Origin of the sequence: Lelliottia sp. RWM.1 (assembly GCF_016859735.1) — a bacterium.
In the GTDB taxonomy this organism is placed as follows: Bacteria; Pseudomonadota; Gammaproteobacteria; order Enterobacterales; family Enterobacteriaceae; genus Enterobacter.
The window spans coordinates 136110-150059 of record NZ_WLVC01000002.1; the positions used below are offsets into that span (position 1 = coordinate 136110).

A 13950-nucleotide genomic window follows, 5' to 3' on the forward strand; every position below is an offset into this window, starting at 1 on the left:
TCATCCTTTATGCGTCAACGAAGCCGGTAATTTGAGAAACGCGGGAGAGGTCGATATTGCCGCCGGAAATAATGCTCACCGTTTTACGCCCCTGAATATAATGGTCCAGCTTGCCGCTTAATAACGCAGCGCATGCCAGTGCTCCAGCCCCTTCGGTCACCACTTTATTTCGCTGAATGAGTGCAATCATGCTGTTACGAATTTCATCTTCACTAACCAGAACAATGTCATCGACTAATTCGCGCACAATCTGGAACGTTAAATTACCTGGGCGAGAAACATCACAACCATCAGCTAATGTCCCCGTAACACGGTGATTCATTATTTCGCCAGCATAATAAGATGCCGCCATGCCATGAACATTTTCGGACTGCACTCCGATAATATTAATGGTTGGGTTAATGGATTTAATTGCCGTGGCAATACCGGCTATTAACCCGCCACCACCGATGGGCACAATCACATTATCAACGTCATACAGATCTTCCAGAATTTCCAGACCGATCGTACCTTGCCCAGCGATTACTTTTGCATCGTCGTAAGGCGGGATAAAAATGCGGCCTTCCATCTCAACGATTTCACTCACTTTAGCGATCGTATCGTTAAAGTTCTCACCATGCAGTACCACTTCCGCAGAATAGTCACGCGTTGCCGCCACTTTCGATTTTGGCGCGCCCATTGGCATCACCACTTTGCCATCAATACCCAGCATGGCGCAGGAGAGCGAGACACCCTGAGCATGGTTACCCGCAGAGCACGCGACAACACCTTTGCGTTTTTCGGCCTCGGTCAGCGAACTTAATTTATTAAATGCACCACGAATTTTAAAAGAACCCGTGCGCTGCATATTCTCAAACTTAAGGTATATTTCACCTTTACAACGCTCGCTCAGATAGTTGGATCGCGGCATACCCGTTTTATAAATTTTACCTTCCAGTCGTTTACGTGCAGCCTGTATTTCTTCAATCGTCACCGGGAGATCGTAAGTAATATGCATAATATCCTCGTTATAATAATTCATTGTCTTCAGGCAAAGTCAGGGTGTCAGAGCATTAATAAAACAAGCTCTGGGTGTTTTTTAAAAATAGTTACTGCAATAAGGTTGTTAATTAATCATCGTCGTCTTTCACTGTCCTGTGAAGAATATTGCTTAGCCAGCTCAACTAATACTGAAGCCGATTTTTTAATTCTGTAATTTTTTGACCACACGGCAGCGTAGCGCGCGACAGGTAATTCATCTTCCACAGGTAATACAATAAACTGGTCAGAACCGAACGGCGCAATCATGTCACGAGGAATAACCGTGAGATAATCGGCATTCAGAACAAGGTTATAGATGGTAACAACGGAATCAGTCTGGACGATATTTTCGATATTGATGTGATTATTCTGAAGGGTGGTTAACAGCTCTTTGTAATAGCCCATATCGGTTTGCGGCATCACCCACTGCTCATGCGTGAGCGATGCCAGGGTTGTCGAACCGGTGCACGTTCGTGACTTGCTGGCCACCAGCACAAACTCGGATTCGAACAGAGGCTCTACGTGCAGATCCTGGAGCAGCATTTCATCGCTCAGCGTGCCGATAGCAAAATCCAGCCGCCCATCACGGATGGCGGGCAGGAACGACGAGAGTTGGGCCTCAAACATAGAAACACGCGCTTTTGGGAACACTTCCTTGAATTTCTTGATCATACTGGAGAGGAACGTGAAGCCAATCAGCGACGGGTAGCCAAATGAGACATCCATGACGGTACTGAAACTGAGGCTGTTAATTTCGCTCACCATATTTTTCATTTCGCGGGTGATCGACTCTGAATACGAGAGCAGAACCTGGCCTGCAGCGGTGAGTTTTACGCCGGTGTTTTTGCGAACCATGACTTCAACGCCGAAGTAGGACTCAATATCGCTAATAATTTTGCTGACGGCTGGTTGCGTCAGACCCAGTTGTCTTGCAGCAGAACCTATGGAGCCACTTTTAATGACTTCCTGAAATACCACGAGGTGCTGTGTTTTCGGTAGAATAATAGTGTTCATAATATTCTGCGCTTATTTCCCTATGACGGAGAGGATTCTACTCAATATTGTCTTAGGGGGTATGTGCTGTTACTCACAATTTATCTTTTCGCACGATCACTGGCCTCATCAAAATCATATTAATTTCATTTAATTTCAATGCGTTAAATGAAACAAAACATACTGTTTGGCTGATATTGATCAACAAAAAACGCAGTAATAAATTTATTTTATGGCGATAACCATGGTGATTCTCTGTTATTTAAAAATATCAATAAAGACTATCTTTCAGGCAATTAAAGGCTAATAAATAGTCATTATCCACATTAAACATTTTTGTAATTTATCAAATAAGTCGATAATAATTTCTCAGGCAGGATAGAAAGGGCGGCATATATCACACATTCACATGACAAATGTTTTTAGTTTCAATATCTGTTTATCAAATATGAAAATTATCAGCACCATTAACACAACAACATTAACATACTAACAACACTGGAAAATGGTCATTTTTTAGCGTGTAATTTTGCGATTGCGATCACCCATGGAGGATGATTTAACCAGGAGAAAGTAAAACAGTGAAATGTGCTTACTGTCGCAAAATTGAGAATTGATTTCATTTGCCGCGACAGCGACACCAGACCAACTGACAAAATCGGTAAGCACAAAAGCAAAAACCCCGCCGAAGCGGGGTTTTTTAAGAAGGTGAAGCTGACCGATAAGCCGGGTTCTGTCGTGGACAGTCATTCATCTAGGCCAGCAATCGCTCACTGGCTCAAGCAGCCTACCCGGGTTCAGTACGGGCCGTACCTTATGAACCCCTATTTGGCCTTGCTCCGGGTGGAGTTTACCGTGCCACGGACTGTTGCCAGCCGCGCGGTGCGCTCTTACCGCACCCTTTCACCCTTACCTGATCCCACTTGCGTGGGCCATCGGCGGTTTGCTCTCTGTTGCACTGGTCGTGGGTTTCCCCCCCAGGCGTTACCTGGCACCCTGCCCTATGGAGCCCGGACTTTCCTCCCCTCCGCCCGTCTCCCCCGAAGAGGACGACGACGAAGCGGCGACTGTCTGGTCAGCTTCGGCGCGCAGTATAGTGGGTTTACGCGCCGCTGTCACCCTTGCGTACGCATCCCCATCTGTAAAGTGGCGGCGATATTGCGCGACGCGCGATAAATATTGTCAAACGCTCCCCGGAACGCCTCTTCCAGTGAGCCAATGCTGGTCAACACGCTGAATACGGCATCAATACCATACTGATGCACCACCCCCACATCATTGGTCAGGCTTCCGGCAATACCGATCACCGGTTTATGGTATTTCTTCGCAACATTTGCCACCCCGACAGGCACTTTGCCGTGGATACTCTGGCTATCGAGACGCCCTTCTCCCGTCAGCACCCAGGTGCAGTCATGGATATGTTCTTCCAGGTTGAGCGCCTGCGTCACAATCTCTATGCCACTCCGTAATTCCGCGCCGAGGAATGCCATTAATGCCGCCCCCATTCCTCCTGCCGCTCCTGCACCCGGCACATTCTTCACATCAATGCGCAGTGCGGATTTAATCACGTCGGCATAGTGGCTGAGGTTAGCATCCAGTTCGAGGATCATTCCCTCATCAGCTCCTTTCTGCGGGCCAAAGATACGGGACGCACCTTTATCTCCCACCAGCGGATTGGTGACATCGCATGCCACGCGGATAGTGCAGGCCTTCAGCCGGGGATCAAGCCCTGACACATCAATGCTGTTGAGTGTCATCAAACTACCACCACCGTAACCGATCGCTTTACCATTGGCATCGCACAGCTTTGCCCCCAGAGCCTGCATCATCCCCGCGCCACCATCGTTGGTCGAACTGCCGCCAATACCGATAATGATATTACGGGCTCCTTTATCCAGCGCACTGAGGATCAGTTCCCCGGTCCCGCGTGAGGTGGTGACCAGAGGATTTCGCTGTGCAGGCGGGACAAGCGCCAGACCGCTGGCCGCAGCCATTTCGATAAACGCAGTCAGTCCATCACCTGACATTCCCCAGCAGGCGTTAACCTTCTCGCCCAGAGGCCCGGTGACAACGGCATGCTGCTCTGTCCCGTGGGTCGCGGCAATCATCGCTTCGACTGTACCTTCTCCGCCATCGGCAACAGGAACAGAAACATAAAGTGCATCGGGGAAGATTTCCCGAAATCCTTTTTCTATCGCCTGAGCTACCTCGGTGGCAGAAAGGCTTTCTTTATAAGAGTCTGGAGCGATTACGATTTTCATAGTTGTAGCCTGTTACTGCACTCGGCAAAAACACCGGGCGCGTTCCCGCGCCCGTCTTTATTAGCGAGAGATTTCTACCTTCGCCAGTTTTTCGTAGTAGCACGCAATGGCACTGTGGTCCGCCGTTCCCAGCCCCTCCGCGCGCAGCGCCTGCATCATCTCCATCACGGCTGCGGTCAGCGGCAACTGCGCGCCCACGCCGTGAGAGGTATCCAGCGCATTCGCCAGATCCTTGATATGCAGATCAATACGGAAGCCTGGTTTAAAGTTACGATCCATCACCATCGGCGCTTTCGCATCCAGTACCGTGCTACCTGCCAGACCACCACGAATCGCCTGATAAACCAGGTCCGGGTTTACACCGGCTTTGGTGGCCAGCGTCAGCGCTTCGGACATCGCCGCAATGTTCAGGGCGACAATCACCTGGTTCGCCAGTTTGGTGACATTACCCGCACCAATATCGCCGGTGTGTACCACGGAGCCCGCCATCGCTTTCAGCAGATCGTAGTATTTGTCGAAAATCGCTTTGTCGCCGCCGACCATGACAGAGAGCGTACCGTCGATCGCTTTTGGCTCACCGCCGCTGACCGGCGCGTCCAGCATATCGACACCTTTTACTTTCAGCGCATCGCTGATTTCACGGCTTGCCAGTGGGGCGATAGAACTCATATCAATCACCACCAGACCCGGCTTCGCCCCCTCAATAATGCCGTTTTCACCCAGCGCCACGTCTTTCACATGCGGGGAGTTTGGCAGCATGGTGATGATCACATCACACTGTTCAGCAATGGCTTTTGCGGTGGTCGCCGTTTCTGCGCCAGCAGCAATGACTTCCGCGACAGCCTCTGGGTTACGGTCAGAAACCACCAGTGAGTAACCGGCTTTAATGAGATTTTTACTCATTGGTTTACCCATGATACCCAGGCCAATAAAACCAACTTTCAGTGTCATAATTGCGTCTCTCTCTTTCTCAGTGGTGATTATTTCTTAAAGGAATCCGCTAACTTCTGCGTGGCAGAGCGGAATACGCCGAGGTCGCTACCCACGGCAACAAAGGTTGCGCCCCATTCCAGATAGCGACGCGCATCCGCTTCAACCGGTGCAAGAATGCCGCTCGGTTTACCGTGTGCTTTTGCACGGGCAAAAATATGCTGGATAGCGCGTTGCACTTCCGGGTGGCCGGCGTTGCCGAGGTGGCCCAGTGCAGCAGCCAGATCGCTTGGCCCGACAAAGATGCCGTCTACGCCTTCGGTTGCCGCAATGGCATCCACGTTGTCCACCCCCTGCTGGCTCTCAATCTGTACCAGGATGGTGATGTTTTTATTGGACTGGGCAAAGTAGTCCGGCACAGTGCCAAACATGTTGGCACGATGGGAAACTGACACACCGCGAATGCCTTCTGGTGGATAGCGGGTCGATGCTACCGCCTGAACGGCTTCCTCAACGTTTTCGACAAACGGGATCAGGAAGTTGTAAAACCCGATGTCCAGCAGGCGCTTGATAATCACCGGCTCATTGGTTGGCACGCGGACCACTGGCGCGCTGTGGCTACCTTTGAGCGCCATCAGTTGAGGAATAAAAGTGCTGATATCGTTTGGTGCATGCTCACCATCAAGAACCAGCCAGTCGAATCCAGCCAGACCCAGCACCTCTGTGCTGATTGGGCTTGCCAGTGCGGACCAGCAACCAATCTGGATCTCGTTTGCTGCCAGAGCCGCTTTAAATTTGTTCGGGAAAATATCGTTACTCATCGCTTATACCTTCAATGAATCATGATTTATTTCTGCAATTCCATGCGTTTGATGTCGCCCACTACGAAGAGGTAGCAGAACATCGCCATCAGTGCGGAACAGCCAACGAAGACCAGTGCTGCGTTAAATGAATGCAGCTCACTCACCAGATAGCCAATCACCAGCGGCGTAACAATCGACGCCACGTTGCCAAAGACGTTAAACACCCCACCGCACAGACCCACAATCTCTTTAGGCGCAGTATCGGAAATCACAGGCCAACCGAGTGCACCAAAGCCTTTACCGAAGAAGGCGAGCGCCATCAGCGTGACCACCAATGCGGTGTTATTGGTGTAGTTACACAAAATAATGGATGACACCAACAACATACCGAGCACAATGGGTAACTTACGCGCCACCGTAATGGACTTACCGCTTTTGATCAGATGATCCGAGAACACACCGCCCAGAACACCACCAACAAAGCCACACAGCGCCGGAATAGAAGCCACCAGGCCGACTTTCAGGATCGACATCCCTTTTTCCTGCACCAGATAAATTGGGAACCATGTCAGGAAGAACCAGGTGATCGTATTAATAAAGTATTGACCAAAAAAGACGCCCAGCATCATGCGGTTAGTCAACAACTGCTTGATGTAGTGGAGTTTAGGACCGCTTGCCGCTTTATCACCAGGCTTCTTGTGATCCATGTCGACCACCGCCCCACCGTCGGAGATGAACTTCAGCTCTTCTGGAGACATACGCGGGTGATCGGTTGGATTATGAATGAACTTGACCCACATTCCGGTCAGTACGAAGCCAATAACGCCCATTACGGTAAAGACATGTTCCCAGCCCCAGGCGAAGGTCAGCCAGCCCAGTAAGGGAGAGAACAGCGCCAGTGAGAAATACTGTGCAGAGTTAAAAATGGCCGAGGCTGTACCACGCTCTTTGGTCGGGAACCAGGCCGCCACAATACGGGCGTTGGCCGGGAATGAAGGCGCTTCCGAGAAGCCCAACATAAAGCGCATACAGAACATTGAGATGCCTGCCCACGCCAGCGGGAACAAATCAACGAACCCTTGCAGGAAGGTGAACAGCGACCAGAAGAACAGGCTATAGGTGTAAACCTTCTTTGAACCAAATTTATCGAGCAGCCAGCCGCCAGGGATCTGCATCAGCAGATAAGCCCAGCCAAACGCAGAGAAGATGTAACCCATCGACACGGCACTGAGCTGCAGCTCTTTTGCCACTTCGGTCCCGGCAATAGAAAGTGTTGCCCGGTCTGCGTAGTTAACCGCGGTAACAATAAAAATAATCAGTAGTATTAAATGACGGGTATGAATACCTTTCTTTGTTTCTACAGCAGTTTCCAGTGACATTTTTATTTCCTCAGGTACATCGATCCAGGTATTTTTATTATTATTTCGGGAAGTTCTTACTGATTATTATCGATAGCAGGCAATATCAGTTAATTAACCAGATGCAATGAAATCGAGGTTAAGTATAAACATCGACTGGTTTCTGCACATTGTTGAATAGCTCAATTATCAAATAAAATATGAACAATACTTTGAGCATATGCCCAATACCCTGGGCGCTAATCCACAGATTTACGCATTCCCCTCCAGGCTGCGCCCTCTCTCGCATTGATGAGTGATCTCGATCACATTTTTATCCTTCAAGTCCTGACATTCTTTATTTAAGAAAGCAGCGCCTTTATTTCCGACAATAAGAAAATAAATACTTTCCTGGCTGCATTTAATATCTGACACTTTGCTGGAGAATACTGAACAATGGCTGACATTGAAATTCGACAAGCGTCGCCGACGGCGTTCTATATAAAAGTACACGACACAGATAATGTGGCGATTATTGTTAATGACAACGGTTTAAAAGCGGGAACACGTTTTCCGGACGGACTGGAACTTATTGAACATATCCCTCAGGGGCATAAAGTTGCCCTGGTGGATATTCCGGTACACGGCGAAATCGTTCGCTATGGCGAAGTGATTGGCTACGCTGTTCGCGCTATTCCACAAGGAAGCTGGATTGACGAGTCGCTGGTCGAACTGCCGGAAGCGCCGCCGCTGAACACCTTACCGCTGGCAACCCGAATCCCTGACCCCCTGCCCCCTCTGGAAGGGTATACCTTTGAGGGTTACCGCAACGCGGACGGTAGCGTCGGGACAAAAAACCTGCTCGGTATTACCACCAGCGTGCATTGTGTGGCAGGCGTCGTCGATTATGTCGTGAAAATCATCGAGCGCGATCTGTTGCCAAAATACCCAAATGTTGATGGCGTGGTGGGTCTGAACCATCTTTACGGATGTGGTGTGGCAATCAACGCCCCGGCGGCGGTTGTGCCCATTCGTACCATTCATAACATCGCCCTGAACCCGAATTTTGGTGGCGAAGTGATGGTCATTGGCCTGGGCTGCGAAAAACTGCAACCCGAACGTTTGCTTCAGGGAACCGAAGATGTGCAAGCCATTGCCGTGGACGATGCCAGCATCGTGCGTCTGCAGGATGAACACCACGTTGGTTTTAAATCAATGGTCGACGATATCCTCCAGGTTGCCGTCCGTCACCTCGAAAAGCTGAACCAGCGTCAGCGTGAAACCTGTCCGGCTTCTGAACTGGTAGTAGGAACGCAGTGCGGTGGCAGCGATGCGTTCTCCGGTGTAACGGCAAACCCGGCGGTGGGCTATGCCTCTGACCTGTTTGTACGCTGTGGCGCAACGGTCATGTTCTCTGAAGTCACCGAGGTGCGTGATGCTATCCACCTGCTTACACCCCGCGCAATCAACGAAGACGTGGGTAAACGCCTGCTGGAAGAGATGGCCTGGTACGACAACTATCTTGATATGGGCAAAACAGATCGTAGCGCCAACCCGTCTCCGGGCAACAAAAAAGGTGGCCTGGCTAACGTGGTTGAAAAAGCGCTCGGATCGATTGCTAAATCCGGTCAGAGTGCGATTTCAGAAGTTCTTTCACCGGGCCAGCGCCCAACGAAACGTGGCTTGATTTACGCCGCCACACCGGCCAGCGATTTTGTCTGTGGAACCCAGCAGGTTGCGTCCGGGATCACCGTGCAAGTCTTCACCACCGGTCGCGGTACACCTTACGGCCTGATGGCGGTTCCGGTTATTAAGATGGCGACACGCACAGAGTTGGCGAACCGCTGGTATGACTTAATGGACATCAACGCCGGGACAATCGCTACCGGGGAAGAGAGCATTGAGGATGTCGGCTGGAAACTGTTCCACTTCATCCTTGATGTGGCGAGCGGTCGCAAGAAAACGTTCTCTGACCAATGGGGATTACATAACCAACTGGCGGTGTTTAACCCGGCTCCTGTGACCTGATTCATATTCCCAACTGCACCTAACGGTCCCCTCTCCTCATAGGGAGAGGGTTAGGGTGAGGGGGAAAGCCCTCTTAAACCAATACCACATCAATCCCGCTTTTCCGCAGCCCTTCCAGACTCTCCGCCGGAATACCTTCATCGACAATAATCATATCAATGCGTTGCGTATCAATAATCTTATGCAGGCTTGACCGGTTGAATTTGGTCGAGTCGGTGACCACGATAATCCGCTCAGCCACTTCGCACATTTTGCGGTTGAGCCGCGCTTCGTCCTCGTTGTGCGTGCTCACCCCTCTGTCCAGATCAATGGCATCGACCCCGAGAAACAGCAGATCAAAATGATAATTTTGGAGTGACTGCTCCGCCTGGTCGCCGTAGAACGACTGGGACTGACGGCGCAGATGCCCACCGGTCATCAGCAGCTCAACCCCTTCCGCATCCAGCAGTGCATTTGCCACGTTCATACCGTTAGTCATGGCAATCACATCCGTGTGCTGGCGCAGCATACGGGCGATTTCACAGGTTGTGGTTCCCGAATCCAGAATGATGCGATGGCCCGGCTTCACCAGCGCCGCTGCCGCCTGGGCAATACTGCGCTTCACCGCAGTATTGAGAGAACTTTTATCTTCCACTGAGGGCTCAGCACCAGGCACGTTGCCCTCACAAATCAGCGCACCACCGTAAGCCCGAACAGCAATGCCCTGCTTCTCAAGAAACGCCAGATCGTTACGGATCGTTACCGTGGAGACGCCATATAAGAGAGAAAGATCGTTAACCTGCACACTTCGCTGCTGACGCAACCGCTGGATGATCTGCTCACGTCTTTCGCTTGTGCCGCTGATACGCTTGTCTGCGGATGAATCGGTGCTGCTCATAAGCACTCCTTTATAAAAAATCTTTCGTTTCATTTCGTTTTATCTATTAACGCCTTTCTTTTTATGGAATGCAAGTCCCCCTGAGTGCTCTTCCTGCGACGCCTTCGGTGCTGAAACCTTTCATTATGTTTCTTTTGTGAAACAGATCGGAAAACTATTATCTTTCGTTTTATTTTTATATCACCATGATGCAGGATCAAATGAAACAAAACGAAAGATGAATACCATCACCATCCAAAATGGAGAGGAAAGTGAAACATCTGACAACTATGGTGGAACAGCATAAACAGGGGAAAACAAACGGGATTTATGCCGTCTGCTCCGCGCATCCGCTGGTACTGGAAGCCGCCATTCGCTACGCCCACGCAAACGCTACGCCGCTGTTGATTGAAGCCACGTCCAACCAGGTGGATCAATTCGGCGGCTACACCGGCATGACGCCCGCTGACTTTCGCGGTTTTGTCTGTCAGCTTGCAGACTCGCTCGGTTTCCCGCTTTCATCACTGATTCTGGGTGGCGATCATCTCGGCCCAAACCGCTGGCAACACTTGCCTGCCCCCCAGGCGATGGCGAATGCGGACGATCTCATCAAAAGCTATGTGGCCGCCGGATTTAAAAAGATCCACCTCGATTGCAGTATGTCCTGCGAAGGTGATCCCCTGCCACTCACCGATGAAATCGTTGCTGAACGCGCCGCGCGACTGGCAAAAATCGCCGAAGAGACCTGTCAGGATCTGTGGGGTGAGTCTGATCTGGTGTACATCATCGGCACAGAGGTTCCGGTTCCCGGTGGCGCTCACGAGGCACTCACTGAACTGCAAGCCACCACGCCCGATGCGGCACAAGCCACTCTAGAGGCTCACCGTCATGCTTTCGAAGCTCTCGGCCTGAGTGCCATCTGGCCGCGAATTATCGGGCTGGTCGTGCAGCCTGGCGTCGAATTCGATCATACAAACGTCATTGATTATCAGCCGGAGAAAGCCGTCGCGCTGAGCGCTATGGTTGAACACTATGACACGCTGGTGTTTGAAGCACACTCCACCGATTACCAGACACCTCAGGCTCTGCGCCAGTTGGTGAAAGACCATTTCGCCATTCTGAAGGTGGGTCCGGCCCTGACATTTGCCCTGCGTGAAGCCCTGTTTTCATTGGCTGCCATCGAGGAAGAACTGCTGCCTGCCAAAGCCTGCTCCGGCCTGCGTCACGTGCTGGAAAACGTGATGCTCGACCGCCCTGAATACTGGCAAAGCCACTACCACGGTGACGGTAACGCACGACGCCTGGCGCGTGGATACAGCTATTCCGACCGGGTGCGTTACTACTGGCCCGATAGCCAGATTGATGAAGCCTTCGAACGACTGGTCCGTAACCTGGCCGATCAGCCCATTCCCCTGCCGCTCATCAGCCAGTATTTACCGCTGCAGTACAGCAAAGTTCGCGAGGGCGCTCTCAACGCGACGCCGAAGGCCCTCATCATTAACCACATTCAGGACATACTGGAGCAGTACCACACTGCCTGCCAGGGTGTTGCGTCCTATAACGCATAACAAAAAAGAGGAAAACGCTATGCCAAATATTGTCTTAAACCGCATCGACGAACGTTTGATTCACGGCCAGGTCGGCGTTCAGTGGGTGGGGTTTGCCGGAGCCAATCTGGTGCTGGTGGCCAATGATGAGGTGGCTGAAGATTCGGTCCAGCAAAACCTGATGGAAATGGTGCTGGCTGAAGGGATTGCAGTGCGCTTCTGGACCCTGCAAAAGGTGATCGACAACATTCACCGCGCCGCCGATCGGCAAAAAATCCTGCTGGTCTGCAAGTCACCCGCTGATTTCCAGAAACTGGTCGAGGGTGGCGTCCCCGTTACCCGCATAAACGTAGGAAACATGCACTACGCCAATGGCAAGCAACAAATTGCCAAAACGGTTTCTGTCGACGCTCACGATATTGCTGCATTCAACAGCCTGAAAGCCTCAGGGGTCGAATGCTTTGTACAGGGCGTTCCGACAGAACCCGCTTTGGATCTCTTTAAACTACTCTGAGGGATTCACAATGGAAATCAGTCTGTTACAGGCATTTGCATTGGGCATTCTTGCCTTTATTGCCGGCCTGGATATGTTCAACGGGTTAACGCACATGCACCGTCCCGTGGTGCTTGGGCCTCTGGTGGGCCTGATCCTTGGCGATTTGCATACCGGTATTTTGACCGGGGGAACGCTGGAACTGGTCTGGATGGGTCTGGCTCCGCTGGCAGGTGCACAGCCACCTAACGTGATTATCGGCACGATTGTGGGAACCACCTTTGCCATTACCACTGGGGTAAAACCCGAGGTTGCCGTTGGCGTTGCCGTTCCTTTCGCCGTTGCCGTACAAATGGGGATTACGTTCCTCTTCTCTGTGATGTCGGGAGTGATGGCACGCTGTGACCGAATGGCCGCAAATGCGGATACCGCAGGCATTGAGCGCGTGAATTACCTGGCTCTACTGGCATTGGGTATTTTCTACTTTCTCTGTGCTTTCCTGCCGATCTACTTCGGGGCGGAGCACGCGAAAACCGCCATTGATGTCCTGCCGGCGCGTCTGATTGATGGTCTCGGCGTGGCGGGCGGCATTATGCCAGCCATTGGTTTTGCCGTGCTGCTAAAAATCATGATGAAAAACGTCTATATCCCCTATTTCATCCTCGGTTTTGTCGCAGCGGCCTGGCTCAAGCTTCCTGTGCTGGCTATTGCAGCGGCTGCGCTGGCGATGGCACTGATCGACTTTTTGCGTAAGACACCTGAACCCACCGCTCCGGTAGCTCAGAAAGAGGAATTCGAAGATGGCATCTAATCAAACAACACTGCCGACTGTCTCCGATACTGACGAGACGCTGCTCTCCGGCGTAAATGAAAACATCTATGAAGATCAGAGTATCGGTGCGGAGCTGACCAAAAAAGACATTAACCGGGTCGCATGGCGCTCAATGCTTCTGCAGGCTTCCTTCAACTATGAACGTATGCAGGCATCCGGCTGGCTGTATGGTTTGCTGCCTGCACTGAAAAAGATCCACACCAATAAGCGTGACCTTGCGCGCGCCATGAAAGGGCACATGGGATTCTTCAACACGCACCCCTTCCTGGTGACCTTTGTCATTGGCATCATTCTCGCGATGGAGCGTTCCAAGCAGGATGTTAACAGCATTCAGAGCACCAAGATTGCCGTTGGCGCACCGCTTGGCGGCATTGGCGATGCCATGTTCTGGCTGACGCTGCTCCCTATCTGTGGTGGCATCGGCGCAAGCCTCGCGCTTCAGGGCTCAATCCTGGGAGCCGTGGTCTTTATCGTGCTGTTCAACGTGGTACATCTCGGCCTGCGTTTTGGCCTGGCGCACTATGCTTATCGTATGGGGGTTGCCGCCATTCCGTTGATAAAAGCCAATACCAAAAAGGTTGGGCATGCTGCTTCTATTGTCGGGATGACCGTGATAGGCGCGTTAGTTGCCACTTACGTCCGTCTCAACACCACGCTGGAAATCACCGCGGGTGATGCCGTCGTAAAACTGCAAACGGATGTTATCGACAAACTGATGCCTGCATTTTTACCCCTGGTCTATACCCTGACCATGTTCTGGCTGGTTCGCCGCGGATGGAGCCCACTGCGCCTCATCGCCATCACCGTTGTACTGGGTGTCGTCGGTAAGTTCTGTCACTTCCTGTAACTG

At 51.5% G+C, this 13950-nt stretch carries 12 protein-coding genes and 1 other RNA gene; 5 read left to right on the forward strand and 8 right to left on the reverse strand.

Translation table 11 applies throughout. The features are described from left to right. Positions 1-7 precede the first annotated feature (7 nt). From tdcB to GF617_RS02495, 7 genes are all read right to left on the reverse strand, one after another. On the reverse strand, positions 8-997 hold the full coding sequence (gene tdcB, locus GF617_RS02465) for a bifunctional threonine ammonia-lyase/L-serine ammonia-lyase TdcB (protein WP_181620903.1): 990 nt from the start codon (positions 995-997) through the stop codon (positions 8-10). 116 nt (positions 998-1113) lie between these two features. Then, positions 1114-2034 (reverse strand): transcriptional regulator TdcA, encoded by a 921-nt coding sequence (gene tdcA, locus GF617_RS02470; RefSeq protein ID WP_203450997.1) that lies wholly within the window; start codon positions 2032-2034, stop codon positions 1114-1116. Positions 2035-2719: 685 nt separating this feature from the next. Continuing rightward, an RNA gene (rnpB, locus tag GF617_RS02475) (RNase P RNA component class A) lies at positions 2720-3096 on the reverse strand. 32 nt (positions 3097-3128) lie between these two features. Next, positions 3129-4274, reverse strand: coding sequence for a glycerate 2-kinase (gene garK, locus GF617_RS02480; RefSeq protein ID WP_181620905.1), 1146 nt, complete (start codon positions 4272-4274; stop codon positions 3129-3131). A gap of 60 nt (positions 4275-4334) precedes the next feature. Beyond that, positions 4335-5225, reverse strand: a complete 891-nt coding sequence (gene garR, locus GF617_RS02485; protein ID WP_181620906.1) for a 2-hydroxy-3-oxopropionate reductase — start codon at positions 5223-5225, stop codon at positions 4335-4337. Between the two features lie 29 nt (positions 5226-5254). Next, a complete protein-coding gene (gene garL, locus GF617_RS02490) occupies positions 5255-6025 on the reverse strand; it encodes a 2-dehydro-3-deoxyglucarate aldolase (RefSeq protein WP_181620907.1) in 771 nt (256 codons plus the stop codon). Positions 6026-6051: 26 nt separating this feature from the next. Continuing rightward, the gene (locus GF617_RS02495; RefSeq protein ID WP_203450998.1) at positions 6052-7386 is read right to left on the reverse strand and encodes an MFS transporter; all 1335 of its coding nucleotides are present in this window, start codon (positions 7384-7386) and stop codon (positions 6052-6054) included. A gap of 414 nt (positions 7387-7800) precedes the next feature. Between GF617_RS02495 and garD the strand changes: the two genes are divergently transcribed. Continuing rightward, on the forward strand, positions 7801-9372 hold the full coding sequence (gene garD / locus GF617_RS02500; protein WP_181620909.1) for a galactarate dehydratase: 1572 nt from the start codon (positions 7801-7803) through the stop codon (positions 9370-9372). Between the two features lie 73 nt (positions 9373-9445). Here the strand turns inward: garD and GF617_RS02505 are convergent, their stop codons facing one another. Continuing rightward, positions 9446-10249 (reverse strand): DeoR family transcriptional regulator, encoded by an 804-nt coding sequence (locus tag GF617_RS02505; RefSeq protein ID WP_203450999.1) that lies wholly within the window; start codon positions 10247-10249, stop codon positions 9446-9448. Between the two features lie 251 nt (positions 10250-10500). Between GF617_RS02505 and kbaZ the strand changes: the two genes are divergently transcribed. Genes kbaZ through agaE form a run of 4 tightly spaced genes read left to right on the forward strand, consistent with a single transcriptional unit; the run spans position 10501 to position 13947 of the window. After that, positions 10501-11796 carry a tagatose-bisphosphate aldolase subunit KbaZ gene (gene kbaZ, locus GF617_RS02510; protein ID WP_181620911.1) on the forward strand — a complete coding sequence of 432 codons (1296 nt, stop codon included), beginning with the start codon at positions 10501-10503 and terminating at the stop codon, positions 11794-11796. Between the two features lie 19 nt (positions 11797-11815). Next, complete coding sequence (gene agaV / locus GF617_RS02515) at positions 11816-12289, forward strand: PTS N-acetylgalactosamine transporter subunit IIB (protein WP_181620912.1); 474 nt, start codon at positions 11816-11818, stop codon at positions 12287-12289. A 10-nt stretch (positions 12290-12299) separates the two neighbouring features. Further along, the gene (agaW, locus tag GF617_RS02520; protein WP_203451000.1) at positions 12300-13079 is read left to right on the forward strand and encodes a PTS N-acetylgalactosamine transporter subunit IIC; all 780 of its coding nucleotides are present in this window, start codon (positions 12300-12302) and stop codon (positions 13077-13079) included. Next, positions 13069-13947: a PTS N-acetylgalactosamine transporter subunit IID gene (gene agaE / locus GF617_RS02525; RefSeq protein ID WP_181620914.1), complete on the forward strand. Its 879-nt coding sequence runs from the start codon at positions 13069-13071 to the stop codon at positions 13945-13947. The genes agaW and agaE overlap by 11 nt, the downstream gene beginning before the upstream one ends. Positions 13948-13950: the final 3 nt, after the last annotated feature.